This is a genomic window from Pseudomonas ogarae (assembly GCF_014268695.2).
Lineage (GTDB): Bacteria > Pseudomonadota > Gammaproteobacteria > Pseudomonadales > Pseudomonadaceae > Aquipseudomonas > Aquipseudomonas kilonensis.
In genome coordinates, this window is the sequence record NZ_CP077086.1 from 5982870 (window position 1) to 6008467 (window position 25598).

General features: G+C 62.6%; 23 protein-coding genes. 9 read left to right on the forward strand and 14 right to left on the reverse strand.

Annotated elements, in window-relative coordinates; genetic code table 11:
- Nucleotides 1–63: 63 nt before the first annotated feature.
- Nucleotides 64–522: a GNAT family N-acetyltransferase gene (locus HU749_RS26430; protein WP_186652291.1), complete on the reverse strand. Its 459-nt coding sequence runs from the start codon at nucleotides 520–522 to the stop codon at nucleotides 64–66.
- A gap of 396 nt (nucleotides 523–918) precedes the next feature.
- Here HU749_RS26430 and HU749_RS26435 point away from each other — a divergent pair, with 396 nt between their 5' ends.
- Genes HU749_RS26435 through HU749_RS26460 form a run of 6 tightly spaced genes read left to right on the forward strand, consistent with a single transcriptional unit; the run spans nucleotide 919 to nucleotide 6663 of the window.
- On the forward strand, nucleotides 919–1542 hold the full coding sequence (locus tag HU749_RS26435) for a CDP-alcohol phosphatidyltransferase family protein (protein ID WP_079302758.1): 624 nt from the start codon (nucleotides 919–921) through the stop codon (nucleotides 1540–1542).
- An 11-nt stretch (nucleotides 1543–1553) separates the two neighbouring features.
- Nucleotides 1554–3311 (forward strand): bifunctional alpha/beta hydrolase/class I SAM-dependent methyltransferase, encoded by a 1758-nt coding sequence (locus HU749_RS26440; protein ID WP_186652289.1) that lies wholly within the window; start codon nucleotides 1554–1556, stop codon nucleotides 3309–3311.
- On the forward strand, nucleotides 3311–4654 hold the full coding sequence (locus HU749_RS26445; RefSeq protein WP_186652287.1) for a phosphatase PAP2/dual specificity phosphatase family protein: 1344 nt from the start codon (nucleotides 3311–3313) through the stop codon (nucleotides 4652–4654). Before HU749_RS26440 ends, HU749_RS26445 begins: the two co-directional genes overlap by 1 nt.
- Entirely contained in the window at nucleotides 4644–5099 is a 456-nt protein-coding gene (locus HU749_RS26450) for a hypothetical protein (RefSeq protein WP_186652285.1), read from the forward strand. Before HU749_RS26445 ends, HU749_RS26450 begins: the two co-directional genes overlap by 11 nt.
- Nucleotides 5100–5108: 9 nt before the next feature.
- Nucleotides 5109–5729, forward strand: a complete 621-nt coding sequence (locus HU749_RS26455; protein ID WP_046064799.1) for a lysophospholipid acyltransferase family protein — start codon at nucleotides 5109–5111, stop codon at nucleotides 5727–5729.
- A 1-nt stretch (nucleotide 5730) separates the two neighbouring features.
- Entirely contained in the window at nucleotides 5731–6663 is a 933-nt protein-coding gene (locus tag HU749_RS26460) for a phosphatidate cytidylyltransferase (protein ID WP_003205974.1), read from the forward strand.
- Between the two features lie 141 nt (nucleotides 6664–6804).
- Here HU749_RS26460 and HU749_RS26465 read toward each other — a convergent pair whose 3' ends face one another.
- From HU749_RS26465 to HU749_RS26525, 13 genes are all read right to left on the reverse strand, one after another.
- A complete protein-coding gene (locus tag HU749_RS26465; RefSeq protein WP_014340422.1) occupies nucleotides 6805–7962 on the reverse strand; it encodes a glutathionylspermidine synthase family protein in 1158 nt (385 codons plus the stop codon).
- Nucleotides 7963–7974: 12 nt separating this feature from the next.
- The gene (locus HU749_RS26470) at nucleotides 7975–8676 is read right to left on the reverse strand and encodes a DUF1190 domain-containing protein (protein ID WP_046064801.1); all 702 of its coding nucleotides are present in this window, start codon (nucleotides 8674–8676) and stop codon (nucleotides 7975–7977) included.
- Nucleotides 8677–8695: 19 nt separating this feature from the next.
- Nucleotides 8696–9124 (reverse strand): DUF350 domain-containing protein, encoded by a 429-nt coding sequence (locus tag HU749_RS26475; RefSeq protein WP_014340424.1) that lies wholly within the window; start codon nucleotides 9122–9124, stop codon nucleotides 8696–8698.
- A 15-nt stretch (nucleotides 9125–9139) separates the two neighbouring features.
- On the reverse strand, nucleotides 9140–9802 hold the full coding sequence (locus HU749_RS26480) for a DUF2491 family protein (RefSeq protein ID WP_014340425.1): 663 nt from the start codon (nucleotides 9800–9802) through the stop codon (nucleotides 9140–9142).
- Nucleotides 9789–10823 carry an ion channel gene (locus tag HU749_RS26485; RefSeq protein ID WP_014340426.1) on the reverse strand — a complete coding sequence of 345 codons (1035 nt, stop codon included), beginning with the start codon at nucleotides 10821–10823 and terminating at the stop codon, nucleotides 9789–9791. Before HU749_RS26485 ends, HU749_RS26480 begins: the two co-directional genes overlap by 14 nt.
- A 273-nt stretch (nucleotides 10824–11096) precedes the next feature.
- Entirely contained in the window at nucleotides 11097–11795 is a 699-nt protein-coding gene (locus HU749_RS26490; protein ID WP_003185899.1) for a PspA/IM30 family protein, read from the reverse strand.
- Between the two features lie 22 nt (nucleotides 11796–11817).
- Nucleotides 11818–12399, reverse strand: coding sequence for a YjfI family protein (locus HU749_RS26495; RefSeq protein ID WP_095963446.1), 582 nt, complete (start codon nucleotides 12397–12399; stop codon nucleotides 11818–11820).
- Between the two features lie 261 nt (nucleotides 12400–12660).
- Nucleotides 12661–13485: a YfaP family protein gene (locus HU749_RS26500; RefSeq protein ID WP_186652283.1), complete on the reverse strand. Its 825-nt coding sequence runs from the start codon at nucleotides 13483–13485 to the stop codon at nucleotides 12661–12663.
- Between the two features lie 3 nt (nucleotides 13486–13488).
- Nucleotides 13489–15108, reverse strand: a complete 1620-nt coding sequence (locus tag HU749_RS26505) for a DUF2300 domain-containing protein (protein WP_186652281.1) — start codon at nucleotides 15106–15108, stop codon at nucleotides 13489–13491.
- Between the two features lies 1 nt (nucleotide 15109).
- Nucleotides 15110–19678, reverse strand: coding sequence for an alpha-2-macroglobulin family protein (locus HU749_RS26510; protein WP_186652293.1), 4569 nt, complete (start codon nucleotides 19676–19678; stop codon nucleotides 15110–15112).
- The gene (locus HU749_RS26515; RefSeq protein ID WP_046064808.1) at nucleotides 19675–20334 is read right to left on the reverse strand and encodes a DUF1175 domain-containing protein; all 660 of its coding nucleotides are present in this window, start codon (nucleotides 20332–20334) and stop codon (nucleotides 19675–19677) included. The genes HU749_RS26510 and HU749_RS26515 overlap by 4 nt, the downstream gene beginning before the upstream one ends.
- Nucleotides 20319–22028, reverse strand: a complete 1710-nt coding sequence (locus HU749_RS26520; protein ID WP_186652279.1) for a DUF2138 domain-containing protein — start codon at nucleotides 22026–22028, stop codon at nucleotides 20319–20321. The genes HU749_RS26515 and HU749_RS26520 overlap by 16 nt, the downstream gene beginning before the upstream one ends.
- Nucleotides 22029–22063: 35 nt before the next feature.
- Nucleotides 22064–22822 carry a YfaP family protein gene (locus HU749_RS26525; protein ID WP_044059332.1) on the reverse strand — a complete coding sequence of 253 codons (759 nt, stop codon included), beginning with the start codon at nucleotides 22820–22822 and terminating at the stop codon, nucleotides 22064–22066.
- A 298-nt stretch (nucleotides 22823–23120) separates the two neighbouring features.
- Here HU749_RS26525 and HU749_RS26530 point away from each other — a divergent pair, with 298 nt between their 5' ends.
- The 3 genes from HU749_RS26530 (at nucleotide 23121) to ispA (ending at nucleotide 25587) form a co-directional block, all read left to right on the forward strand.
- Entirely contained in the window at nucleotides 23121–24257 is a 1137-nt protein-coding gene (locus tag HU749_RS26530; RefSeq protein ID WP_186652277.1) for a Fic family protein, read from the forward strand.
- A 203-nt stretch (nucleotides 24258–24460) separates the two neighbouring features.
- On the forward strand, nucleotides 24461–24703 hold the full coding sequence (locus HU749_RS26535; protein ID WP_003185917.1) for an exodeoxyribonuclease VII small subunit: 243 nt from the start codon (nucleotides 24461–24463) through the stop codon (nucleotides 24701–24703).
- A complete protein-coding gene (gene ispA / locus HU749_RS26540) occupies nucleotides 24700–25587 on the forward strand; it encodes a (2E,6E)-farnesyl diphosphate synthase (protein WP_014340434.1) in 888 nt (295 codons plus the stop codon). Before HU749_RS26535 ends, ispA begins: the two co-directional genes overlap by 4 nt.
- Nucleotides 25588–25598 lie beyond the last annotated feature (11 nt).

Below are 25598 nucleotides of genomic sequence, written 5' to 3' on the forward strand. Positions count from 1 at the left end.
GAGGGAATGGATGTAGGGCGATTCGCTAAATTTAGACGCTTGGCGTGGAAAACCCGCCGATGACTATAAACACCGCGCCATCAGCCATTGCTCTTCCCCCCAAGCCTCAAAGCGTTCCAACACGTCCCAACCCAGCTTGGCGTAATAATCACGTTGGCTGTGGGTGTGCAGGAACAAGGTGATGATTCCAGCCTCTCGCGCATGACTGCAGATGCCTTCGATCAACTGCGCCGCAAGCCCTCTGCGTCGAGCCTCTGGGGTGATGAATACACACGCCAGCCACGGGCCCAGCTCTGGCTGGTCAGGCAGGTCGTGGCTGGCCAGTGAAGCGCCGCCGAGCAACTGGTCGTGTTCCATGGCGATCAGGCACTTCCAACGGCCATCGTGCTGCCCCGCGGCGAATTCCTGCTGCCAACTGGCGAGGGATTGCTGGGCGAATTCATAACTGAACTCCCGATGGAGCCACTCGGCCATCTGGTCGCTTTTATCCATGTGGTTAGTGAGCCAATCCATTTTCAGCATTTGAAACACTCCTTGTTTATTTGTCTGGGTGGTAAAGCTGAAGATCTATTTGTTTGCCGTATCGCCATCGCGAGCAAGCTCGCTCCCACAGGGGAATTTTGGTGAGGTCGGTATTGTGGCGAGGGAGCTTGCTCCCGCTCGGCTGCGCAGCAGTCGTAAACCTACCCGGTCACCGCGTTGAATGGCTTTGGGGCTGCTGCGCAGCCCAGCGGGAGCAAGCTCCCTCGCCACAGGGTCAGCTTTTTTTCAGTTTCCTAGGCGTCTTGCGCAGATAAATACGCGAATAGATGCCTATCCGCCCTCATTCTCGAGAAATACCCGCCTGCAACCCCTCAACCTATCGTAATCTCGCACCTGTATAAGCCCAGCCCCGCAACCGGCCGAGATCTCACCCCGATGCCCTCCATCTACCAACTCAAGCCCGCCTTTCAAAACCTGCTGCGCCCCATGGTTCAACGCCTCTACAACAACGGTGTCACCGCCAACCAGGTCACGGTGCTCGCCGGCATCGTTTCGGTATTGGTCGGCGCGGTCATCGCCTGGTTTGCCAACCATCCGTGGATCTTCGTCCTGGTGCCGATCTGGATGTTCCTGCGCATGGCGTTGAATGCCGTGGACGGCATGTTGGCGCGTGAGTTTGGCCAGCAATCGCATCTGGGCGCCTACCTCAATGAGCTATGCGATATCATCGCCGACGCTGCCCTGATCCTGCCTTTTGCCCTGTTTGCCGATACCAGTCTGTTGCTCGTGTTGTTGGTCACGCTGTTGGCGTTGTTCAGCGAATACGCCGGCGTGCTGGGGGCGATGGTGGGGGCTTCGCGGCGGTATGACGGGCCGATGGGCAAGAGTGATCGCGCCTTTGTGTTGGGCGTGCTGGCGACCGGCATTGCCCTGGGTTGGCTCGGGGCGCTCTGGGTAGATGGTGTGATGGCGGTGGTTGCCGCCCTGCTGGTTTATACCTTGGTCAATCGGGTCCGTCATGGCCTGGGCCAAGTGAAGGAAAACGCTCCCTCAGCATAAAGGAACTTGCAATGCGCGAAGCCCAGGAACTGACGTTCACTACCCACGATGGCGTGGAGTTGTTCTACCGGCACTGGCCGGCTGTCGACGCGGCGGCGGGTGAACCCCGCCAGGCTGTGTTGTTGTTTCATCGTGGTCATGAACACTCCGGGCGCATTGCGCACCTGGTGGATGAGTTGGACCTGCCCGGGTTCGATTTCTTTGCCTGGGACTCGCGCGGTCATGGCCAGTCGCCTGGCGAACGGGGCGACAGCCCGAGCTTTGCCACCAGTGCGCGGGATGTGCAGACCTTCTGCGATCACATCGGCGCGGCGCATCAGATCGACGAAGCGAACATCGCCGTGGTCGCACAAAGCGTCGGCGCGGTGATCGCGTCCACCTGGGTCCACGACTACGCGCCGCGCATTCGCTCGCTGGTGCTGGCGTCGCCGGCGTTCAAGGTCAAGCTCTACGTACCCTTCGCCCGTCCGGGCCTGGCGCTGATGCGCAAGTTGCGTGGCAATTTCTTCGTCAACAGCTACGTCAAGGCGAAATTCCTCAGCCATGACCCGGAGCGCGTGGCGTCCTACGACAGCGATCCGTTGATCACCAAGGCCATTTCGGTGAACGTGCTGCTGGGCCTCTACGAAGCCGCCGACCGCGTGGTGGCCGACGCCCAGGCGATCCAGGTGCCGACGCAACTGTTGATCTCCGGCTCGGACTTTGTCGTGCACCGCAAACCCCAGGAGCAGTTCTTCGAGCGCCTGGGCAGCCTGCACAAAGAGAAGCACATCCTGCCGGGTTTCTTCCACGACACCCTCGGCGAGAAGAATCGAGCGCCGGCCGTGGCCAGTGCCCGCCGCTTCATCCTGCAGAACTTTGCCCGCCCGCTGGACCGCCCTTCCCTGCTCGACGCCGATCGCCTGGGCGCGACCTGCGCCGAAGCCGAAACCCTGGCCACGCCGCTGCCGCACAATTCGCTGCGCGACCTCTACTGGCGCATGACCCGCGCCAGCATGCGCTTTGGCAGCAAGTTGTCGGCTGGGGTGAAGTTGGGCTTCGACACCGGGTTCGACTCCGGCAGCACCCTGGACTACGTCTACCGCAACCGCCCCACCGGCACCTCGGCGCTGGGCAAGATGATTGACCAGAATTACCTGAACTCCATCGGCTGGCGCGGCATTCGCCAACGCAAGCTGAACGTCGAGGAATTGCTGCGCCTGGCGATGGCCGAATTGCGCGCCCAAGACCGCGAGGTGCGCATCGTCGACATCGCCGCCGGCCATGGCCGTTACATTCTCGAAGCGCTGCAAGGCGTCAGCCCGTTGCCCGAGTCGATTCTGCTGCGCGACTACAGCGACATCAACGTGCGCGACGGCAGTGCGCTGATCGTGGAAAAAGGCTTGGGCGACATCGCCCGATTCGTCAAAGGCGATGCCTTCGACCGCCAGGATCTGGCGGCGCTGGAACCGAAACCCACCCTCGCCGTGGTGTCGGGCCTGTACGAGCTGTTTGCCGACAACCAACTGGTCGGTGGCTCCCTCGCCGGCCTGGCCGAAGCCGTGGAGCCTGGCGGTTTCCTGGTCTACACCGGCCAGCCGTGGCACCCGCAACTGGAACTGATCGCCCGCGCCCTCACCAGCCACCGCGCAGGGCAAGCCTGGGTGATGCGACGACGCACCCAAGCGGAGATGGATCAATTGGTTGAGGCGGCGGGCTTCCGCAAGATCACCCTGCGTGTCGATGAATGGGGCATTTTCAGCGTTTCGCTGGCGCAGCGAGTGCAGTAATGAGCGCCGTCATCGCTCCAGCCCGCGAACCCGCACTGCTGAAACCGGCGGTGCTGTGGCTGCTGTTGCTGGCGCCGCTGTTCTTCACCACTTACGGCTTCGCCACCTGGGTCACCTCCCAGCGTGACGACGTCGGCACGCTCGTGTTCGCCTGGGAAAACCACATGCCGTTCATGGCCTGGACCATCGTGCCTTACTGGTCGATCGATCTGCTGTACGGCCTGTCCTTGCTGTTACCCACCAGCCGTGACGAACTCAAGCGCCACGCCTTGCGCCTGCTCACGGCCCAGGCGATTGCGGTCAGTTGCTTTTTGCTCTGGCCGTTGCGCTTTACCTTCCCCCGCCCGGAAATGGACGGGGTGTTCGGTTGGTTGTTCGAAGTGCTGGCGGGTTTCGACAAGCCGTTCAACCAGGCGCCGTCGCTGCACATCGCGTTGCTGGTGGTGCTGTGGGTCTGCTATCAGCGGCATCTGCAGGGCTTCTGGCGCTGGGTGATGCACGGTTGGTTCGCGTTGATCGGCGTGTCGGTGCTGACCACGTATCAACATCACTTCATTGACCTGCCCACGGGCGCGCTGGCCGGTTGGCTGTGTGTCTGGCTGTGGCCGCTGGACCGTCCGAGTCCGCTGCTGAGTGCGCGTCTGGCGACGGATCCTGCCCGCCGACGCTTGGCCTTGCGTTATGGCTTGGGCGCGGCGGCGCTGTTCATCCCGGCGTTTGCCTTCGGCGGCGCGTGGCTCTGGCTGATCTGGCCGGCGGTCGCGGTGCTAATGGTGGCGTTGAATTACCTGCTGTTCGGTGCCGACGGTTTCCAGAAGCGTGCCGACGGCCGCTTGAGTCCGGCGGCGCGTTGGTTGCTGGCACCTTATCTGGCGGCGGCGTGGATCAATTCGCGTTGGTGGACGCGCCAGCATCCGCAGCCGGATCAGGTGGCGGATGGCGTCTGGCTCGGGCGAATCCCCACGCCGATGGAGCTGAAGGACAGCGCGTTTACCGGGGTGCTCGACCTCTGCGCCGAACTGTCCCTGGACAGCACGGGGGTCGCCTATCGCTCATTGCCGGTGCTCGACCTGACCGCACCGACCGCCGAGCAATGCCTGAAAGCGGCAGAGGCCATCGAAAACCTGCGCCAGCACGGGCCGGTGCTGGTCTGCTGCGCCCTGGGTTATTCACGCAGCGCCACCGCGGTGGTTGCCTGGTTGTTGCACAGTGGGCGGGCAGCGAACGTTGATGCGGCAATCGTGCAAATCCAGCGCGCTCGACCGCGTATCGTCTTGCACGCGGCGCACCGTCGAGCGCTGGAACAGTTATCCACAACGCCGGGAAATGACCATGATCACTGATATGGAACTCCACACCGTGGCAAGTCTGTTGCGCCGAGGGCACTCGCTGGACCAGTTTTCCACCGGGCTGACGCTGCTGGCAGCGCTGGTAGGACTGGGCCAATGGCTGGTGGGCGTCATCGATCCGTGGTTGCTGCTGCTGAGTGCCACACTGATCGTCTTCGGCGTGCTGGAAAAATACTGGGCGCTGCGCGTGGCATTCGATGCCGATCTGTTTCAGCGCATGGCTGACAGCACCCAATCCCTGGCCGAACGCACCTACACCTTGGACCAGGCCCTCACCTCGCTGGGCCTGCAACCGGCCGAACGCGCCGGCCGTCTCTGGACCGAACGCCGGCACGGTGCGTTGTTGCTGCTGCGTCGGCAGTCGCGGTTGCTGGCCATACAAGTTGTCTTGGTGCTGGGCTTCATCCTGGCCAGTCCCTGGTTAGCCTTTTCAGGATAAGGAATCCTCATGTTCGAACCCGTGGTCGCCAACCTCATCACCTCCGCCGCTCGCATGGTCACGGGCGCTCGCAGCCTGTGGCTCGGCTGCGCGCCGACGCCGGTGCAGCGGATCTACTTCGCCAACCACAGCAGCCACGGTGACTTCGTGTTGCTCTGGGCCTCGCTGCCGCCGGCGCTGCGCAAGCTCACCCGTCCGGTGGCGGGGGCCGATTATTGGCAAACCAGCCCGATGCGTCGCTACATCATCAACCGGGTGTTCAACGGCGTGCTGGTGGACCGTGAGCGCAAGGATCCTTCCTACAGCCCATTGCAGCCGATGCTCGATGCGCTGGAAAACGGCGACTCGCTGATCATCTTTCCGGAAGGCACGCGCAATCCGGAGGAAGGCCTGTTGCCCTTCAAGAGCGGGATCTATCACTTGATGAAAAACCACCCCGAGGTCGAGGTGATCCCGGTGTGGATCGCCAACCTCAACCGCGTCATGCCCAAGGGCCGTGTCCTGCCGCTGCCGCTGTTATGCACCACCAGTTTCGGCGCGCCGCTGTGCATCGAAGAAGGTGAAAGCAAAGAGCAATTTCTTGAACGCAGCCGCGCCGCGCTGCTGGCACTGGCCCCGGAGCACGTCTGACATGGATCGATATACCCTGATGTTGTTTGGCGGGATCGGCGCCATTCTGGTGCTGGCTTCGTTGATCGGTTTCATTCTCAGGCTGCGGACCAAAGGCGCGCCGAACTCGGTTATCGACAACCTCAATGCCCGGATCAATGCCTGGTGGATCATGGTGCTGGTGATCGGCATCGCGTTCTGGCTCGGCAATGCGGCGGTGATCCTGTTGTTCTACGCGGTGTCGTTCTATGCCCTGCGGGAATTCCTCACCCTGACCCCGACCCGGCGCAGTGATTATCCAGCCCTGGTTGCGGCGTTCTACTTGGCGCTACCGCTGCAATACCTGTTGATCTACTACGACTGGTACGGGCTGTTTTCGATCTTTATCCCGGTGTATGTGTTCCTGCTGCTGCCGATCCTGGCGTCCCTGGGCGGCGACAGCACGCACTTCCTGGAGCGCGCTTCCAAGGTCCAATGGGGCTTGATGATTGCGGTGTTCTGCATCTCCTTCGTCCCGGCTCTGCTGACGCTGGACATCGCCGGTTTCGAAGGGCGCAACCTGTTGCTGATCGCGTACCTGGTGATCGTGGTGCAGCTCTCGGATGTGTTGCAGTACGTCTGCGGCAAGCTGTTCGGCAAACACAAGATCGCGCCGAACCTGTCGCCCTCAAAAACCGTGGAAGGGTTTGTCGGCGGCATTTTCCTGGCCTCGCTGATCGGTGGCGCGCTGTGGTGGATCACGCCGTTCAATCCCTGGCAGTCGTTCCTCATCGCCTTGCTGATCAACCTGCTGGGGTTTGCCGGCGGCATCGTCATGTCAGCGATCAAACGCGACCGCGGCGTCAAGGACTGGGGCCACATGATCGAAGGCCACGGCGGCATGCTCGACCGGTTGGATTCGGTGTGCTTCGCGGCGCCGATCTTCTTTCATCTGGTGCGGTACTGGTGGACCTGAGGAAAGTCTTCGGTGAAACCTAAACCTGTGGGAGCGGGCTTGCTCGCGAAGGCGGTGCATCAAGCGACATCAATATTGACTGTGCTGCCGTCTTCGCGAGCAAGCCCGCTCCCACAGGGGTTCAGTGCTTAACCCAGAGAATCAGTCAAGGATCAGGTGCGGCAGGAACCGGCTTGAATCCTTGGTGATCAGGCTGTTGTCTTCCCGCACGCCAATGCCGGCGGCCTGGTCGCCGATGACCCAGGAGCCGATCAGCGTGTAGCTGTCGTCAAAGCGTGGCAGCGGCGCGAATTCCTGGAGGATGAACGGCGCGTCGGTGTAGGGGCCGTCTTCTTTTACGATCAGGCCATCAGCGGTCTGCAGCTCGATGTTGGCGCCTTCCCGGGAAAAGAACGGCTTGCGCACCCAGCCCTTGGGCACCGCTTTGCTGGTGTCGGTATCCAGGTGGGCCGCGAGCAGGTTCGGGTGGCCTTTGTTGAATTCCCACAGCAACGGCAGGATGCCTTTGTTCGAGATGATGGACTTCCAGGCCGGCTCGAAAAACTGCGTATCACACTGGGCAATCGCTTCACCAAACGGCTCGTGGAAGATGAACTCCCAGGCATGCAGCTTGAACAGGTGCGGAATCCAGCGCTCTTCCAGATCAACAAAACGCCCGTCACTGTTGAGGCCGATGTCTTCGATATCGATGTGCCGCGATTCAATGCCGACTTTTTCCGCGATCAGGCGCAAGTAGTCCGTGGTGCCCTTGTCTTCCACCGAGCCTTTCATCGACGCGAAATAAAACGGCTCCTTGAGCTGCAACTGGGCAAAGGCCTGGTGCAGCTTGGTGTCGATGCTGTTGAACTGGTCGGCATGGGCCGGCAGCAAACCGCGCTCGATGCATTGCTCCAGCCAACCCCACTGGAACGCCGCCGCCTCGTAGAGGCTGGTCGGTGTGTCGTAGTTGAGCTCCAACAGCTTGGCCGGGCCCGTGCCGTTGTAGGAGAAATCCATGCGCCCATACAGGTGCGGGTGGCCTTCCAGCCATGAAGTGCGCACCAGGTCGAAGAACGGCGCGGGAATGCTCAGGCGCTCCAGCAGTTCTTCGCTCTGGACCACGCGGGCCACGAGGTCCATGCACATCTCATGGATCTCGGTGGTCGGGTCTTCCAGGTCGTCCTCGATCTGCTTGAGGGTGAACTGGTAGTACGCGCTTTCGTCCCAATAGGGTTCGTCGTCGATGGTGTGGAACAGAAAGCCGAGCTGCTCGGCCGTCTGCTTCCAGTCATGACGTTCTGCGCAATGGATCTTCTTCATGGCGCTGGTTCCTCAACCGCCGGAGCTGCTCGAACCGCCCCAACCGCTGCGGGCGCTGGACTTGCTGCCAAAGCCACCGCGAGACGTGGACGAAGCGACGGACATCGCCTTGCTGCTCTTGATGGAGTCGGTATAGCTGCCGTACCGCGCCTGGTTGGACCGGGTAAAGGTCGAACCGCTGGAAACCCGCTGGCTGAGCGTCGAAGACCCGAAGTTGCCGCGATCATCGCGGTAGCGGTAGACCGGCTCGGAGTAGTAGCTGTTGCGGTTGCCGCTCAACATGTTGCCGATCAGCATGCCAGTCAGCAGGTTGCCGAAGCCTGAACCACCGACGTTCGCTTCCGAAGCCGGCAACTGGGCGCGGGCGGCGTCGACCTGGGATTGCGTGACTTCGCCATCGGCGCTCAGTTCGAAACCACCCAGCTTGGGGATGAACTGGCCGGCCGAATCCTGCTGGCACCAATCCGGAACAAAGTCGGCATCGCAATCGGCCTGGCTGGCGTACGTCGGCGCGATGCGACGATGCTCGCTCATGGCGCTCATGTAGGCGTCGGCGCAAATGTCCACCGGGAGCTTTTCATCGACACATTGCTGGACGGACTGGAAGTTGTACTTCTTCTGCAACTTGTAGGTTTTTTCCGTTGGCCCGCAGCCGGATATCGCCAGGGCGACCGACGCGGCCAGCGAAAGCTGGACGTACTTGCTTCGTTTCATCGGGATCTCCGTGGCGCAATCAGTTGGTGGAAGGCGTCATGCACGCGGCGTTCAACATGCCGACGCTGATGGCCACGGCAGCGATGTAGATACCGGCGGCGATTTCACCGTTCTTGATGCGCGCCGAAGCACCCTTGAGCACCAGGCTGGTCACCAGGAACGCCAGCAACTGAACGACAGCGGCGATCACCGCCCAGACGACGAAGTCCAGCATGCTGATCGAGTAGGCGATCACGTTGCTGGCCGGGATGGCGAAACCGATGACGGCGCCGCCCAGGGCGATGGCCGCGGCCACGTTGCCCGAGCGGATCAGTTCGAATTCCTTGTGCGGCGTGACGCGGGTGTAGATGAACTGGAACAACGCGAACAGCACGGCGGCGCCGAGGATGTACATGACAAAGCCAAGCACGGCGGCTTTGTTCAGGGAAATGGAGAGCGCTTCAAGCATGGACTTCTTCCTTATTCAAAGAGTGTTCAGGTCAGTGGTGTACAGCGAAATACCCAGCGAAGTGCTCAGGCTGACGGTGCCTTCGGCGTCCTCTTCGACGGAGAACAGCAGGAACTCCCGGCGATCCGTCAGGCCGGTGTCGCGGGCGTACAGCATCGAACGGTGCTCGACGCTGTAGGACTCATCCGGGTTGCTCACGCGCTCGCTCATCCCTACCAACTCTGTCTGGCCCGCCTCGGTGCCCCATTCGCGGGTGTACTCGACGCCGTCGTGGGTGTAGGTCGGCAGGCCGATCAGGCTTTCAGGGCCGGCCAGGCGCCGCAATTCCGCTTCGCTGTTGATCGTGACGTAGCTGAGGTAGTTGAACAGGATCACCGACTCGACCTGCCCGGCGATGTCGCCGCTGGTGTGCACTTGCAGCCAGTAGTCTTCGTCGTTCATGTAGCAACGCGACAGCCAGTTCGACTGCCCGAGGTCGACGATGCCCAGGCTCCAGATCTGTTGGGAGCCCGGGATGACCACGGCGCTGTTGCCGTCGAGCAGCAACTTGAGCGTGGAGTCGAACATGACCTGCTTGCCGGAGGCCAGGCCCAGCGGCCCGGTGACGGGCGCGTTATGGCTGGCTGTCGTGTTCGCGTTCGGGGCCTCAAGCCCCATCAACTGTTTAAACCACCCCATGGGAAATTTCCTTGAGACGCGTGGAGGCGATGTAGAAGAGTTCTCCGCCCACGACGCGGGTGGCGCCGGGCGGGTTGATCGACGGCTGGCGGGCGCCCTGGGCGCGGTAGCCGATCAGCGTAGCGTTGTGCTGCTCTTTCATCCGGGTATAGAGGTCGCCGAACGTCGCTTCAAACGCCTCGGGGAGCTTCATCAGGTACTGGGTGGCGCCTTGGCCGACGCAGAGCAATTCATTGATGACCACGGACGAGCCCGGGTCCTGGGAGGCACGCACCAGCATTTCGATGGCCATGCTGGAGGTGCATTCCAGGCTCGGCGCATAGGCACTGGCGAGGGCGGCGATTTCGCTGTCATTGAAGTGTGCGACCACGTGCCCGGCAGGCCCCAATTGATTGACCGCCAGCACGGTGGCCAGGGTCAGGTCGTCGGAATGGGTTCGTACCAGCACGCGTTCGGCACCCGGCACGCCGGCACGCTGCAACAGCGCGACGGAGGACAGGCTGTCGCCCTTGATGAACGAGGTCTTGCCAGGCATGGGGTTTTCTTCGAGATCGCAATCGCAGATGACGATCAGGTTGTCATTGGACGTTTCGTCCTGCAGCAGCAATTCGATGACCCGCTCGCTGGAGGCGCCCTCCCAACCGATGAGAACCGTGTGGCCGACTTTACCGGTGAAATCGCCTTTGCCCTTCATGCCTTTTCTCCATACATCGATGACGCTGCTGGTGGTTTTGCCGATGACCGTCGTCAACAGGGCAATGCCCCCGAGCATGATCCAGGTCGCCACGAAAATTCGCCCGGCGGATGTCTGTGGCAACAGATCGCCATAGCCGACGGTGAGCGTGGTGGTGAGATAGAAGTAGATAAACGTGGCGGCGGCGATGAGGTGTTGCTCGCCCAACAGCACCAGGCCGATCCAGGCCGTGGACAGGTGCACGCCCAACGCAATGGCCAGGCCCGCCCAGCCGAACCGATGGAAGAAGGACGACGCGTACGTGCGCAACAAAAGGAAAATCGACATTTCGTCCCTGACTCCGTGGGGCTTCGTTCCTGGCGGGATAATCGCTCTGGCGCCTGAGTGCTCGAGCGTAGTGGCCGGACAGCATTAAACCTGTTGCGGGGCTTGGATAAAAGTACCTGCCTCACAATTAAATCCATGACGTGCCGGAGACTATTGTGGCGAGGGAGCTTGCTCCCGCTGGGCTGCGCAGCAGGCCCCGTTTTTGGAGCCGCTTCGCGCCTCAGCGGGAGCAAGCTCCCTCGCCACGGGTTCACTCAGGACAACGTGTACCGATCACTCAGCCGATTTTTTCTTCAAGCGTTCCAGGATCGCATTGGCGCTGCCTTCGTTCGGCGTGATGCCGGCGTCGCGCAGCTTGCGCTCCAGGTCGGAGCCGGTCGAAGCCTCGGCCAGTTCGTCCTGGGCTTGCAGCTCAGCGGCACGTTGCTGTTGCTTGGCCTGCAGGCGGTTGAGCGTACCGACAGCGGTTTCCAGCTTGCCATTGGCGCCGCCGCTGGCGATCGAAGCACTGACCTGGGCCTTCTGCACGCTTTCGCGGGCCTTGGCCATGTCCACTTGCTGACGCAGGCTTTTGATCCGGCTTTCGGCCTTGGTGATGTCTTTGCGCATGTTGTCCGCGTAACCACCGAATTCGGTCGCGTGCTTCTGCTCGGCGTCCAGTTCGTTGGTCAGGGTCGAAATGGCTTCGGCCACTTCCAGCGCCAGGTCTTCGCGGTTGGCCTGGATCGCGGCCAGGGCCTTGGCTTCCAGGTCCTTGATCTTGGCGTTGTATTCGCCGACGCGATCGGTCGCCAGCTTGTGCTTGGCCATGATGGTGACCAGCTCACGCTTGGCGTTGGCCAGCGCGCTGTCGGCATCGCGGATTTCCTGGTCGAGGATGCGCAGGGCCTGTTGGTCGACGATCGATTCGCCGACTTCGTTGGCACCGCCACGCAGTGCGGTGAACAACTTGCTCCAGATGGACTGAGTCATTGGATGGTTCCTATTCGGCGAATTAAATGAAGAAGCGTTCGAAGGCTTCGCTGGCGCGCTGGACGTTGTCGACGAGGGTTTTGACCTCGGTGACGACGTTGGTCAGGCTGGAGTCGGAGCTCAACGCGCCGAACATGTTGTAGACGACCTGTCCGTTGGGCATGGTCTCGATGCCGATGGACGACAGCGGGAACATCTCCCGGCTGCGCAGCACGGCGTCATTGAATGCCGCGACGTCGTTGATCGACTCGACGTCCACCAGGACGGTATCGACGATGATCTGGTCGCCCACCACTGCGATGTAGATCGGCAAGCCACCGAAGTCATTCATTTCCAGCTTGATGCTGGACTCGGAGCCTTGGACGAGAGAGAGAGTGATGTCGTTCGCGACCACGTCGTCCAGGGCCTGAAGGGCGCTGTAGAGGCGATCGATGTTCCAGTTGTTACCTGCGCTCATGTAATCCTCCGACATGAATGAGCCAGCCAGAATCGGTTGGCGTAGCTGTTTCTCCATTTGCTTGAGCAGGCTTCGGTTTTCGGGAAGCACCCAAGTCTCGTGTTTCACATACCCGGCGGCACTCAGGCCCGCGCGCATCTGCTTCATGTAGAAGCTCGACGGTTTTTTCGCGGAGGGTTTGGCGCGCTCTCCCGTGCGGCTCGTTGAATCGGTTACAGACCCGTCTGGCGGATCTGATGGAGAGCTGGTTGGCATGGTACTGACCCCACTGTGAAAAACTCACGCGTGAGAAACACTACAGGTACTTTCGAAACCTCACAATAGCTCACGCGTGAGTTTTTTTAGCGACTCATCCTCCCTGTGGGACCTCCACAGGCTGCAACATCAGTTGTGACTGATGATGGCGACTTACGGATAGCTGAAGCTTTTGACCAACGTCAGCTCACCCACCGCCCGCATCGGCACGACGAAGGTTTCCATCTTCTCGTTCGGCGTGCCTTCTTCGGTGATCACGGTGACTTGTGCGGTGGTCAGGGCTTGCTGCGCTTGTTCTCCACCGTCCTCGCCGTCTTCCTGATAGCGATAACCGCCACCGTAGTAGTTCACATACACCAGGTACTGGCCTTTGATCGGCGCGGGCATGGCGAAGATTTCCGGGCCGTAGCCGGTGGTGACGTCGACGTCGAGGGCGCCGCCGTTGGCGACGGCACGGTCGCCGTACCAGATGTGGGCGCCGTCGGGCGTAACCAGGTGCAGGTCCAGGTCGGTGCCGTCGCTGTCCCAGGTCAGCAACACCCGCAGCTTGGCCGGTGTCGCGCCGCCGCTGGTGTTGAGAAATTGCGTGCGGTGGCGCTGCTGGCCATCGGCGCTGCGCACTTCGACGCTGTTGCTGCCGTTGGGGAACGAGAACGGCCGGTCAAAGCGACCGTCCCCATCCAGTTTCAGCGGCAGGCTCACACCGTTGACGATCAGTTGGCCCGGCGCGTTGCTGTCCTTGGGGGCGCCTTTGATCTGCCCAGTAATGCGCGCGGTGTTGGCCTGGCCTGGGGGCGTGTTGACCGACGAGGCCGGGTAGTTGACGGTCTGGCTGAAACTTTCGCCTTCACCGCCGGGCGCACCGCTGCGCCAGCCGCCAATCGGAGTGTCGAGCTTGATGGAGTCGGCGGCCATGGCCGAGGGCAACGCGGTCAGGGCGCAGAGCAACAGCAAGACCTGTGGATAACGGAGTGTCATGGTCTATTCCAGCAAGAGGTGACGGGCGAGCCCTTCGATATAGGTTTCATCCTGGCCGTTGGGATGAGCTTCGAAGGCCAGGTGCAGATATTCATGCGTCAGGTCGAGACGATCCTGCAGCGACAGCACGCCGCGCACGTAGATGCGCTGGCGCTCGCGGTCGACATAAGGCCGGCCGAAGGCGACGCGGCAGACGGCGAAAGCGCTGATTTCGTTGTAGCCCACTTCACTTTCCAGCCGCTCACGCCAACCTCGGCGCTGTTTCAGCAGCCAGTCCTGGGCGGCGGGCAGCGCTTCGCAGGATGCCACCGGGTTGTCCCAGCGGCTGAGGCTGGCGCGCGGGTAGGCGTGCAGCAGGATGGCGTCGTAGCGTTGGCCGGCGTTGGCTTGTTCCACCGCTTGCGCCCAGGACAGTTTGTCCGGGCCCGGCTGGTCGGAGTGGTAGGTGACATCAGTACCGGCCAGGACCAGGTCGCTGGTCCAGGCGGCAATGGCGCGGGTTTCCGGCGCCGCCGGGCGTGGCGCGACGCGCTGGCGATGGCTGCTGTCGTCGATGCTCAGGCAATCACCGTTGCGTTGGGCGTTCTGCAGCAGGTAGGTGCGAATCGCCACGGCCAGGGCCTTGGCAGCTTCGGCAGGCTCGGCCTTGGCTTCGCGCTGCAAGACCCGGGCGACGTATTCCTCGCGGTCCAGGCGCGCCACCAGCTTGCCGGGCATCAGGAACAGCTCGCCATCGCTGTGGATGTCCAGTTGATTGCCGTTGCTGAATTCGACGCGGTAGTCGCCGCGCAGTTGACCTGGCGAGGCCGGACGGTCACCGGCCATCACCCGTTGCAAGGGATAGCGGGCAAACAGGCCGACTTCCACGCAACGCCCGGTTTCCGCCGGCCAGCGTGACGGCAATGCTGCAGCCAACCCTTCGCCGTAGACCTTCAGGACCTGCTGGCTGGTGCCGCGGCCACCGGCCCATACCGGGGTGCCATCGGCCAGCCAACCGGCGAAACCGCCCTGTCGCGATGAAGGCCCCTGATCACCTAGCCAGCTCCAGGTCTTGACCCGCAGGCGACTGCCCAATTCGCCGACCAGTCGCCCGTCGGCCGCGCTGAGTGCCACATCCAGCAGCACCCGTCGGGCCTGCTCCTGGGCCGGCAGCGTGGCCAGGGCCTTGAGCAATTGCGCAACGGGCACTTGCGTCTGGGGTTGCAAGGTCGGCAGATCCAACAACCAGGTCGGCGCCTGACGGGCCTGCCAGTAATCACGCCAGTTCGAGGCCGACAGCCCGAGCCGCTGTGGCTCGAAATACAAGCCGCAGGACTTCACCAGTGCCTGGTCACGACCGATGCTCTGCCCGGCATTGCAGCAATAGACTTCTTCCTTCGACTCGCCGCGGCACTCATAGACCGGTTCGCGAGCGTCGGTGTCCACCAGCCAGGCGTAGACAAACAGCTTCCACAGGCTGCCCAGTGGCGCCTGCAAAGTGTCGGGCAATGGTTGGCGAGCCAGCACCTGGGTCTGGCTCACTTGCAGCAACTGACCGTCGAAGGCCAGGCGCAACGGCTCGTCCTGCGCTGTTGCCAGCGCAGGGATCAAGCACAGCAGCCACCCAACCAGCAGCCAACGCATATCAGTTGACCGTGACCTGACCGAGCGCCGGTTTCTGTTCCCGCGCCTGGTGTTGCGGCGCGTAGACCTGGGTGAAGCGCACTGGCGGCAAAGTGAACTGGCCTTTCTGGGAGAAGCGCACCAAGTGCCGCAGGCGCAGCTCGCCACTGAGGGCATCCACCGGCACTGCATACGCCATCTGGCCGGGCTCGAAGCGGGCCCTTTCCAGGGACGTCGGTTCGCTGTCGGCCTTGCCCATCAACTGGATACCCCAGGTGGTGCGCTCCACGTCGGCGCCCGGCGGCAGCGGCACTTCGAGCATGCCGTAGCGCAGTGGCGTCGGCGCCTTGCTGTTGATGATCACTTCATCCAGGTAGAGGCTGTCGCTGGACAACGGTTTGTTGCCCACGGCTTCGAGCTTGAAGGTGAAGGCCTCGTCGCCCGGCACCAGACGCGACAGGCGACGGGTGATGGACACGGCCATCGGCGCCACTGGCGGTTGCTGGCTCTGGAAGCTCAGCGCCGCTTGCAATGGGCGCTCCTGGGCGCCGGTCAGGGTCAGCATCGTTGGAAGCTGCGCACCCTGCCACTGCCAGTAGGTTTCACCGGTCACACCCTGCTTGGCTGCCCAACCTTCGCCCGGCGCCAAGGCCACGGCCGGTGCCGCCTGTTCGATGCTGCCCTGCAACCAGGTCAGGGCCAGGGCCCGTTCCAGGGTGGACTGCTGCGGCAACACGCGCTCCAGCAATGCAGTGGCGCGGGCCTGATCGAAGCTCTGCAACGACAGCACCAGGGCCTCGACGAACGGCTGCGAGCTGAGTTCCAGTTGCTGCTGGGCCGCATCGGCTTGACGGCTGAAGGCCGCCGGCAACGGCACCTTCGCCTGTTTCGCCAGGGACGCGGTCAGGACACGGGCACTGGCCAAGCCAAGGGCCGAGTCCGGCGCGTACATGACCAGGCTGTCTTCGCCACTGTCCAGCACGCTCTCGGTACTGTCTTCACTGGCCTTGGCCAGGTCGTCCATCAGGCCGCTGAGCAAGGTGTTCACCGGCAGTTGCATCTGCTTGGCGAACGACAGGATCAGCGCACGCTGCAGCAGCGGCGTATCGCCGGCCTGCTTGGCGTAGACCTCCAGCACCCGCTGCCAGTGTTCCGGCGGCAGGCTCAGGTCCAGGGCCTTGCTGGCGTGCCAGTCGGCGTAATAGGCATAGGCGGTGAGGAATGCATCCGGCTCACCGTCCTGGCCCCACCAGGTGAAGCTCGCCGACGGTCCGGCCATCTGCACCAGGCGCAAGCGGCTGTTCTGCATGATCAACCGCAAGCGGTCGCGGATCTGCGGGTTCGACGCCAGGGTCGGATAGGCAATGCTCAACGGCAACAGACGGCTGGCGGTCTGCTCGACGCCACCGTACGGATAGCTCAGCAGGTCATCCAGGGCCGAACGGAACAACGCTTGCGGGCTGTCGTCCAGGCGCAGGCGAATATCGCTGGCGTCGGCCGGCAGGGCCAGCGGGGTGTCGCCGCTTACCACATCCAGGCGTTGGCTCTGGGTGACTTGCCAACCGTTGCCGCTGGCGTTCAAGTGCATGGCCAGGGCGTCCTGGGTTTCGCCATTCAATTGCAACTGCACGGTCAAGTCGCCACTGCTCAGTTCCAGGACCGGCAGCGCCACATAGTTGATGCCGTTTTTCAGCTCCGCCACCACGCGCTGTTCAGCGCCGGCGTAACGGATCAGCAGCTCGGCCTTCAGTGGTTTTTCCGATTGGCTGAAGGCGAACAGGCCCAGTTGCGGCTTGTCGCCCATACGGAAACGGGTCGGGCCGCTCCACTTCAGGTACAGCGGCTTTTCCGAGACGATGAACTGCTTCTTCTGGCCCACCTGGCCGTCGTCGGCAATGGCCTTGGCGGTGATGCGCCAGCGTGTCAGCGAGTCCGGCATCTTGAACGTGAAGCGGGCCTTGCCGTTGGCGTCGGTGACCAGCTCCGGTTGCCAGGCAGCGGTGTCGACGTCTTCACGACGCGGCCGCTCCAGCACCTTGACCCCGCGTTCGCTGCGGTTGGCCTTGCCCGGCGCGCCAGGGCTGCCTGGCAGCGCCACGTCGTAGCTGATGAACGACAGGCTGGCACTGGTGCGCACGTTGTTGCGACGCGGGTGATAGAAGAACTGATCGATGGTCGGCGCCACTTCCGGTTGCAGGGCATAGACCATTTCGTCCACCACGCTGACCGTCAGGTGCGCGGGGATCGCCTTGCCGGCGAACTGGGTACTCAGGTCCACGGTCACCGTGTCGCCCGGGCGGTAGGTGGCTTTATCCGTGACGACGGCAACGTCGATCTGCGGCGTGACCACCTTGATGCCGGCGTTCTGGAAGCTGTACTGGCCGCCCTTGGTGTACAGCACCGAGAAGGTCAGGTTGGGCGCAAAGCTATCCTTCACGGCAATGCGCGCGCGGTATTGGGTGTCGCTGAGTTTTTCCATCTTCAGCCAGTCGCCGCCCTTGGACAGCAGCGCCGTGGCCTCGACTTTGTCCCGCTCAAGCGACAGCAGCGCATCGCTGACCGGTTCCGGGAAGGTGATCAGCGCCAGCGCTTCGTCACCGGTCTTGTATTCAGGCTTGTCGAAGACGATCTCGACAGTGCCCGGCACGGCCTTGATGCCTTCACCGGTTACCGCGTGGGCGGCGGCGCCAACGACTCGGCCATGGTCGTCCTTGAGCGTCAGGTTGTAGGTGCCAGGGCGCTCGAAGGTCAGGCTGAAGCCCTTGTCCTTGGCCGCCAGCTTGCCTTCGCCGGTGCTCTGGTCTTCCAGGCGCACCCAGGCATAGCTGCCCGGCGTCACAGCCTTGGCTTGTTCGTTGCCGCCTTCGTTGGCGTAGCTGAACGAGACTTTCTGGCCGGCGGCGCTGAACCGCTGGGGAGCGCTCAGGCGGAAATTCGCCGCGCCACGGTCGATGAGGATTTCCTTGGTGGTCTTGACCCGATACGCCGCGCCATCGCTGGCGAACACGGTGAGCGTGTAGCGGCTCGGCTTGTCGGCGGCCGGCAAGTCGAGGGTCGCGTTGCCCTTGGCATCGGTGGTCACTTCGCTGCTGGTCAGCTCGACCGGGAATTGCCCCAGGTATTGCAGCTCGTTATCGACCATCGACAATTGCTGGGCGCGCAGGCTCAGGCTCACCGTGGCATTCACCACTGGCTTGCCGTCCGGGTACAGCAGCACGAGATTGCCCTTGACCGGTTCGCCGGTGCGGTAATCCTGCTTGGCCAGGTTCAGGGCGATCTCGAAGTGCGGCTTGATGTATTCGGCAACACGAAAGGCGCTGCTGTAGAGCTGGTCCTTGTAGCGCAAGCGCAGTTCATAGCCGCCGGCCACGGCGTTTTCCGGCAGTTGGAAACGGCCTTGGGTGCCGGCCTTGGAATCGAGCTTCAGGGCCAGGGTTTGCAGCTCGGTGCCGGTGGCGTCCAGCACGCTGACATTGACGTCGGCGGCAGTCGGTTGCACCGAATCACGGGCGTTCTTGAACTCACGACCAACGATTTTCAGCGATACCCAATCCCCTGGCCGGTACAGCGGCCGGTCGGTGAAGGCATAGAGCTTGGTGTCGTAGATTTCGCTGTCGTAGTAGAAGTTTTCCGAGACGAATACCCCGCCCTCCTCGTCTTCACCAATGACGAACGAACGCTCCGGGCTGACGTGCTTGAGGCGCAGCAGGCCGTCTTCATCGGTGGCCCCGCTGCTCATCACGCCCAGGCCGTCGGTCCACAGTACGTTGACCTTGGGCACCGAACGCCCTTCATGCTTGCGTGCGGCCCAGACCAGCAGTTCATCGCCGGCAATCTTGCTCACCGCCACAGTGTTGGAGACGAAGACCATGGTGGTTGCGCGGTATTTGCCGATCAGCGCTTCCACCAGATACAGGCCGGGCTTCAACTGGCCCAGCGGCACATAGACGTTGCCCGGCGCGACGTTGACAAACTGGCTGGACGAGCCGGCCAGGTTGACGCCCGCAGGCGGCTGGATCGGCTTGGCCTGCCACAGCGGATAACGGAACTGACTGACCACCGGCAAGCCCGGGATCAAGGCGAATTGCGCCGGAGCGTCGTACGGTGTCGGTGCGACCAGGGCGTTGCCGATCTTCAGTTCCGGCACTTCTTCAGTGACTTGCTGGCGCGACTCGTAGGAGAACGCCCGCTGCATCACTCGACGGGACTTGCGGTACCAGTTGTCCCACAGGTACGCGAGGGTGTTCGACAGGCCTTCACCTTTGAACTGGCCATCGCTGACCACGCGGTGCAGGTTCTTCTGGCGCTTGAGGAAATCCAGCGGTTTGTCGATGCGATAGACGCGGATATCGGCGCCGCCGTAGGGCTCCATGCGAAACCGGCGGTAGTCGCGGCCCGGCGCTTCGAGGCGGACCATGGCCTGCTCGTCGCTGGCAAAGCTGCTGTCGGCCAGCAGGAAGAAGCTTTCACCGGACACCGGCGTGTAGCCGCTGGGCTCCACCGTGTCTTCGGCATTCACGACAGGTGCCAGCAACAGGGCAAACAGCAGGGGCAATTTTGAACACAAGCGCAGCATGCGGGCACCGGTCATTGGGAGAGAAAGTTGAGTCGATAGACGCCGATGAAGTTGGGGTTGGCTGCGTCGGGTATCCATCGGGTGTCCTTCCAGTTCATGAGTTGTTGCAGGCTTGCGGAGCGCATGCCGTTGTCGGTTGGGGTGGTAGTGCCGGTGTGATAGGCGATGTAGCGGCCCATCCAGATCATCAGGTGCTGGTCGTCGCCCTGATCGAAGAACATCAGGTCGCCGGGGCGGGCCTGGGTGACATCCCGGCCCACCAGGCGGCTGTTGAACTGGATCAACTTGATCGCATTGACGTAGGGCCCGACCTTGCCGCCGCCCTGTTGCCACTGCTGGGCGAGACGCCGTTGCCCATCGCTGAGCGGCAATTCCGGCGGCAGGTAGCGATTGGACAGGCCATTGCTGCGCAGCCATTTTTCATCGTGGACCTTGAGCGCTTCGTTGGCGGCGAAGCGCACCAGCCCGGCGCAATCCTGCTGATACCAGCGCGGGCTAGGGCCTTTGGTCAGCTGTTCCTGGGCGATGCGCACGAACCAGGCGCGGAAGACCTGGGATTGCTGCGCATCCAGCGAAGGCGCCTCGACGGCAAGCGCAGGCCCGCCGAGGAGCAACGCCAGCAGCAGCGTCAACGCGGAGTTGCGGATCAGTGCTGTCACAGCGCTTTCCATTCCAGCGGCAGCCACTGCCAGTGGCCGTCCGGCTCGCTGCCTTCAGGCAAGGTCAGGGCGTATTTGCCATAGCCGCCGAGGGTGCGCAGTTTCGGGATCAGGTAGGTTTGCGCAGCGTTGTAGAACACCGGTTCCATGTCCTGGGGCAAGCTGTCGAGGGTTTCGCGCTGCATCAGTTGCGCCATGGAGTCCGGGCCGAAGTAGACCGGCATCAGCAGGTCCTTGGGCACCACGTCGGCCATGGGTGGGAAGCGTTTGTCGAGGGTGCCGAGGGCTTTGTCCACCAACTTGTCATCAAGGGAGAACAGCAAGGTCGAACCGTGGCGTGCCAGGCTGACCCGCAGGAACGCCTTGCCGGTAATCGCCTCAGGCTGCTCCGCTTCCTTGGCCAGGTAAGGGCCGAAATTGGAGCTGACCTGACGCAGCCACTGGTGCGTCGAGCCTTGCTGCTTCTCGACCACCGGGAATGCATGCTCGGCAACGTTGTTTTCATAGGCGCCGACCATCGAACCGAACAGGTTGCCCAGGTCGGCGTCGAGCTTGCCGTCGTCTTCATTCAGGCTCGCCACCAACAGCGGCGTGTACAGGCGCGAATCGGCGTACCAGCACAGGCCCGCCGCGCCGGCCACATGGTCGACCATGGCCTGGGCGGTTTTTTCGTCGGCGCCGAGTTTTACCAGCAAAGGTTTCTGTTGCTCGGCGGCCAGGGGCAAGGCCACGCAGGCACTGGCACCCATGGGCATGGCTTGCCAGATCGGCTTGAAGTCGAAGTCCGGCTGGTTTTCCAGCTCGTCCATCGCCAGGAAGCTGTGCCAGCCCTTGTCGTCCATGTCGAAACGCAAGCCGGCGAAGTTCGGGATGAAACGCTGATAGCCCATGGCGAGCACGCTGGCGTTGACCGAGATGCGTTGCTTGACCTCCGGCGCCTTGGGCGGCAGGCCGAAGGCTTCCGGGAACAGCTTTTCACCGGCCAGCAGAGCTTCGAGAGCCTGGGTCGAGACCATGCCGGGTTCATCGGTAGGACCATTGCCTTTGTCGTAGAGCTTGGTCGGGTTGGACAGCACCACCAGCTTGTCGCCATGGGAGGCGAAGACCAGGGATTTGCTGGCGTTGTAGCTGAGCTGGTAGAGCGCAACGTCGTCACCGCCGACCTTCAGGTCGCCGAGTTTGCTCAATTGGGTGTCATCCAGTGCGACCTTCGCCAACGGTTCCAGCACCTTCGCCAGGCCACCGCGATCCATCACCAACAGGAAGTCCTTGAGGCGACCGTCCGCACCACGCCACAACGCGACATCGGCCGGCTGGTCGAAAAGCTCTTCGATCAGGCTGTCCTGCAGCTTGAGGTCATGCTCGTAGATGATCCGGCGCAGGCTGCCGATCAGCCCGAGACGGTCGGCATGGGCCTCGTAATAGAAGACGAAGTCCTCGGTGAGCGTGGCCTTGAGGAACGGCACCGCCAACAGGTCCTTGGGCAACTGGCTCAGGGAATGGGCCTCGAGCAAGCCGTCGGGACGGCTCACGCCGAGCTTTTCCAACGCCAACTCCATGGGCGGCGCCTTGGGCTTGTTGATGAACCAGCCCAGCCCGACGGCCACACCGGCGACCAGGCACAGCCCGATCAGTATCGCCGGCCAGCGGCGCACAGGTTTGGCGACAGGTGTCGGCGTGGTCGGGGAAGCAGTGTTGTCGCTCATATTCACAAGGGCCTGTTCATCCGTGGAGCGGATACTTAGTAGTTGAAAGTCTTGACCAGCAACAGATCGCCAATGGCGCGCAGGGGCACGACAAAGGTCTCGCGTTTTTCATCGACGGTGTTTTCGTTGAGCACCAGGTTGATCTGCGAGGTGATCACCTCGTTCTGGTTGCTGGTCTCATCGAAGTTGTAGCCGCCGCTGCCGTAGTTGCCCCAATAGTTCACGTAGACCAGGTAGGTGCCGTGCATCGGCGCGGTCATGGTGAACATTTCAGGGCCGGGGCCATCGACGCCATCAGGGTCGAGGCCGCCGCCGTTGCTCAGCGCCGGCTGGCCGAAGAACGCATGTTGGCCGTCGGGTGTGACGATATGCAGATCGAGTTCGGCCTTGGGGTCGTCCCAGCCCAGCACCACGCGGATCTGCGCCGGGGTGCGCAGGTTGTTGGCTTCGTAGAATTGCACGCGCTTGAGGGACTGGCCTTCGGAGCTGCGCACCTCGACGCTGTTGGAGCCGGCGCCGAACGCATACGGCCGGGCGAAACGCCCCTCGTCGTCGGTATAGAGGTTCAGTGGATTGCCGTTGACCGCCAGGCTGTGGGGCTGGCGAGCCGTGCCCATGGCCTTGAGCCGGCCCTCGATCATCGTACGGTTGCGCTGCACGCCCCGGTCGATGGGCGGTGTGGGATAGGCGACTTGCGGGTTTTCGGTGCGATCGAGCAAGCCGCTGTAGCGCCAACCGCCCACCGGCTCCGACATCTCGGCAGAAGGCTGCGCCCACGCCAGTGGCGCGCCCATCAGCACGATCAATAAAGAAAGAAAACGCACGTATGCCTCCTGCCATGCACGACGCAACCCGGCGCTAATCCTCAGCGCGCTTGTCATTATTCAGGTTTCGTCTGAAGGCCCCGTCGCAAGGGGGCCGTAGATGGCGCGAAGAGTATCGATTTGACGGTTTTTTCACAATCGGGGAACGCGCGATTCTGTGTGGGAAATCACGTACTGGGGGGGGCGTGAGCCGAATAGAGGGTTTATTCGGCTCACAAAATGAGCCGAATAGCGCTATTATTCGGCTCATTCATCTCTGGACAGGCTCATGGCACCTCATTGGATCTGGCAACAGCCCGACTGGCCCGACTTCCGCTGGCAAGCTGAAGCATTGGCCCCCCTGCTACGCGAATGCGTGCAGACACAAGGTCAATTGCTCGGCATGACGGGCACGGTCACGGCTTCCCTCAGTGCCCAGAACGAACTGGATGCCTTGCTGCAAAACATCGTGACCTCTTCGGCTATCGAAGGAGAACAATTGAATGTCGGCTCGGTGCGCTCGTCGCTGGCTCGCCGCCTCGGCCTGGAACAAGGCGACGAAACGCCGGTCAGCCAACGCAGCGAAGGCTTGGCGAACCTGTTGCTGGACGCGACCCGACATTTCAACCAGCCCCTGACGGTCGAACGCCTGCTGGAATGGCATGAGTGGTTGTTTCCTGATCAAACCAGCGACTTTGCCCACCGACAGATCCGCGTCGGTACGCTGCGCGGTGACGAACCGATGCAAGTGGTCTCAGGCAGGCTGGACCGACCTATCGTTCACTTCGAGGCGCCGCCTCGCCAGGGCTTTGAACAGCAATTGCAAACGTTCGTCGACTGGTTCGAAGCCAGTCGCCATCAGGTCAGCCTCGATCCGCTACTGCGTGCCGGCATTGCTCATTTCTGGTTTGTTACCCTGCACCCATTCGACGATGGCAATGGTCGCCTGACCCGCACCCTGACCGATTTGGCATTGGCCCAGGGTGAGGCTCAGGCGATCCGTTTCTACGCCATGTCCGTGAGCATCCTCGACGACCGCGCCGGTTATTACCGGATCCTGGAGAACAGTCAGAAGGCGACTCTGGATATCACTGCCTGGCTGACCTGGTTTCTGCAGACGCTGTTGCGCAGCCTGCACAAAGCGATGACGCAGATCGAAAGCGTCCTGGGCAAGACGCGGTTCTGGCAGGCCCATCGTGCTTCGGCACTCACCGCTGAACAGAGCAAAGTGCTGAACCGGCTGCTCGACGGCGGTGAAAAGGGTTTCGAGCAGGGGATCAACGCCGCTCAATATCAAGCCGTGGCCAAGGTCTCCAAGGCGACGGCCACGCGACACCTGGCGGAACTGCTGGAAAAAGGCTGCCTGGAGCGGATGCCCGGTGGCGGGCGCAGCACCCGTTACCGAATAAACTATCCAGCCGACTGAACACCCTGTGGCGAGGGAGCTTGCTCCCGCTGGCCTGCGAAGCAGGCCCCAAGCATTTGCGACCGCTGCGCGCTCGAGCGGGAGCAAGCTCCCTCGCCACAAAAGCAATGGATCATGGCAGACGTTTACCCCGCCCTGATTTGCCCGAACCCCCCATGTCTGCTAGTGTCGCGCCGGTTTAACAGTCAACCGGAATAGCCGCCATGGCCCGCAAAAAAGCTGCACTGGATTTCGAACAATCTCTGGCCGACCTGCAAACGCTGGTCGAACGGCTGGAGAACGGCGAATTGTCGCTGGAAGACTCGCTGACCGCCTTCGAGCAGGGTATCGGCTTGACTCGCGACTGCCAGGCGGCGCTGGCCCAGGCCGAGCAGAAGGTGCAATTGCTGCTCGAGCGTGACGGTGAGCTGACCGAAGAGCCTTTCGACGCGGAACAGCCTGAATGATCGGCGCCTATCAGGCCAGCAGCCAGGCCCGGGTCAATGCTGCATTGGATAGCTTGTTCAGCGCCCCGAGCCCGGAACTGGCGCGCCTGTACGAAGCCATGCGCTACAGCGTGATGAACGGCGGCAAGCGTGTCCGGCCGCTGTTGGCCTACGCCGCGTGCGAAGCCTTGGGCGGCCAGGCCGAACAGGCCAACGGTGCCGCCTGTGCGGTGGAGTTGATCCACGCGTATTCGCTGGTGCACGACGATTTGCCGGCCATGGACGACGACGACCTGCGTCGCGGCCAGCCCACCACCCACAAGCAATTCGACGAAGCCTGCGCGATCCTGGCCGGCGACGGTTTGCAGAGCCTGGCCTTCAGCGCCCTGCTGGACCCGGCCCTGAGCGATTGCCCGGCGCAGGTTCGCCTGGACATGGTCAGTGCCCTGGCGCTGGCGGCAGGCCCTGCCGGAATGGTCGGCGGCCAGGCCATCGATTTGGGCTCAGTGGGCCTGAAGCTGGACCAGAGCGCCCTGGAATACATGCATCGGCACAAGACTGGCGCCTTGATCGAAGCCAGCGTCAAACTCGGTGCCCTGGCCAGCGGCCGGGCCACGCCCGCCCAGTTGCAAGCCTTGCAGACCTACGCCCGAGCCATCGGCCTGGCATTCCAGGTGCAGGACGACATCCTCGACGTCGAAAGCGATACCCAGACCCTGGGCAAACGCCAGGGCGCCGACATCGCCCGCGACAAGCCGACCTACCCGGCCCTGCTCGGCCTCGACGCTGCCAAGGCCTACGCCCTGGAGTTGCGCGACCAGGCCCTGGCCGCGCTGCGACCCTTTGACGCGGCGGCCGAGCCGTTGCGCGACTTGGCGCGTTATATCGTCGAACGACGCAGCTGATACAGGGTCAA

What these genes read in the sequence shown, in the direction of transcription:
- HU749_RS26470 (WP_046064801.1), bottom strand. Translation starts at nt 8,676, where the DNA reads ATGAAACGAAGCAAGTACGTCCAGCTTTCGCTGGCCGCGTCGGTCGCC.
- ispA (WP_014340434.1), top strand. Translation starts at nt 24,700, where the DNA reads ATGATCGGCGCCTATCAGGCCAGCAGCCAGGCCCGGGTCAATGCTGCA.
- HU749_RS26445 (WP_186652287.1), top strand. Translation starts at nt 3,311, where the DNA reads ATGAGCGCCGTCATCGCTCCAGCCCGCGAACCCGCACTGCTGAAACCG.
- HU749_RS26500 (WP_186652283.1), bottom strand. Translation starts at nt 13,485, where the DNA reads ATGACACTCCGTTATCCACAGGTCTTGCTGTTGCTCTGCGCCCTGACC.
- HU749_RS26480 (WP_014340425.1), bottom strand. Translation starts at nt 9,802, where the DNA reads ATGGGGTGGTTTAAACAGTTGATGGGGCTTGAGGCCCCGAACGCGAAC.
- HU749_RS26520 (WP_186652279.1), bottom strand. Translation starts at nt 22,028, where the DNA reads ATGAGCGACAACACTGCTTCCCCGACCACGCCGACACCTGTCGCCAAA.
- HU749_RS26505 (WP_186652281.1), bottom strand. Translation starts at nt 15,108, where the DNA reads ATGCGTTGGCTGCTGGTTGGGTGGCTGCTGTGCTTGATCCCTGCGCTG.
- HU749_RS26535 (WP_003185917.1), top strand. Translation starts at nt 24,461, where the DNA reads ATGGCCCGCAAAAAAGCTGCACTGGATTTCGAACAATCTCTGGCCGAC.
- HU749_RS26465 (WP_014340422.1), bottom strand. Translation starts at nt 7,962, where the DNA reads ATGAAGAAGATCCATTGCGCAGAACGTCATGACTGGAAGCAGACGGCC.
- HU749_RS26430 (WP_186652291.1), bottom strand. Translation starts at nt 522, where the DNA reads ATGCTGAAAATGGATTGGCTCACTAACCACATGGATAAAAGCGACCAG.
- HU749_RS26475 (WP_014340424.1), bottom strand. Translation starts at nt 9,124, where the DNA reads ATGCTTGAAGCGCTCTCCATTTCCCTGAACAAAGCCGCCGTGCTTGGC.
- HU749_RS26455 (WP_046064799.1), top strand. Translation starts at nt 5,109, where the DNA reads ATGTTCGAACCCGTGGTCGCCAACCTCATCACCTCCGCCGCTCGCATG.
- HU749_RS26495 (WP_095963446.1), bottom strand. Translation starts at nt 12,399, where the DNA reads ATGAAGCAGATGCGCGCGGGCCTGAGTGCCGCCGGGTATGTGAAACAC.
- HU749_RS26525 (WP_044059332.1), bottom strand. Translation starts at nt 22,822, where the DNA reads ATGGGCGCGCCACTGGCGTGGGCGCAGCCTTCTGCCGAGATGTCGGAG.
- HU749_RS26515 (WP_046064808.1), bottom strand. Translation starts at nt 20,334, where the DNA reads ATGGAAAGCGCTGTGACAGCACTGATCCGCAACTCCGCGTTGACGCTG.
- HU749_RS26490 (WP_003185899.1), bottom strand. Translation starts at nt 11,795, where the DNA reads ATGACTCAGTCCATCTGGAGCAAGTTGTTCACCGCACTGCGTGGCGGT.
- HU749_RS26460 (WP_003205974.1), top strand. Translation starts at nt 5,731, where the DNA reads ATGGATCGATATACCCTGATGTTGTTTGGCGGGATCGGCGCCATTCTG.
- HU749_RS26510 (WP_186652293.1), bottom strand. Translation starts at nt 19,678, where the DNA reads ATGACCGGTGCCCGCATGCTGCGCTTGTGTTCAAAATTGCCCCTGCTG.
- HU749_RS26435 (WP_079302758.1), top strand. Translation starts at nt 919, where the DNA reads ATGCCCTCCATCTACCAACTCAAGCCCGCCTTTCAAAACCTGCTGCGC.
- HU749_RS26440 (WP_186652289.1), top strand. Translation starts at nt 1,554, where the DNA reads ATGCGCGAAGCCCAGGAACTGACGTTCACTACCCACGATGGCGTGGAG.
- HU749_RS26485 (WP_014340426.1), bottom strand. Translation starts at nt 10,823, where the DNA reads ATGTCGATTTTCCTTTTGTTGCGCACGTACGCGTCGTCCTTCTTCCAT.
- HU749_RS26450 (WP_186652285.1), top strand. Translation starts at nt 4,644, where the DNA reads ATGATCACTGATATGGAACTCCACACCGTGGCAAGTCTGTTGCGCCGA.
- HU749_RS26530 (WP_186652277.1), top strand. Translation starts at nt 23,121, where the DNA reads ATGGCACCTCATTGGATCTGGCAACAGCCCGACTGGCCCGACTTCCGC.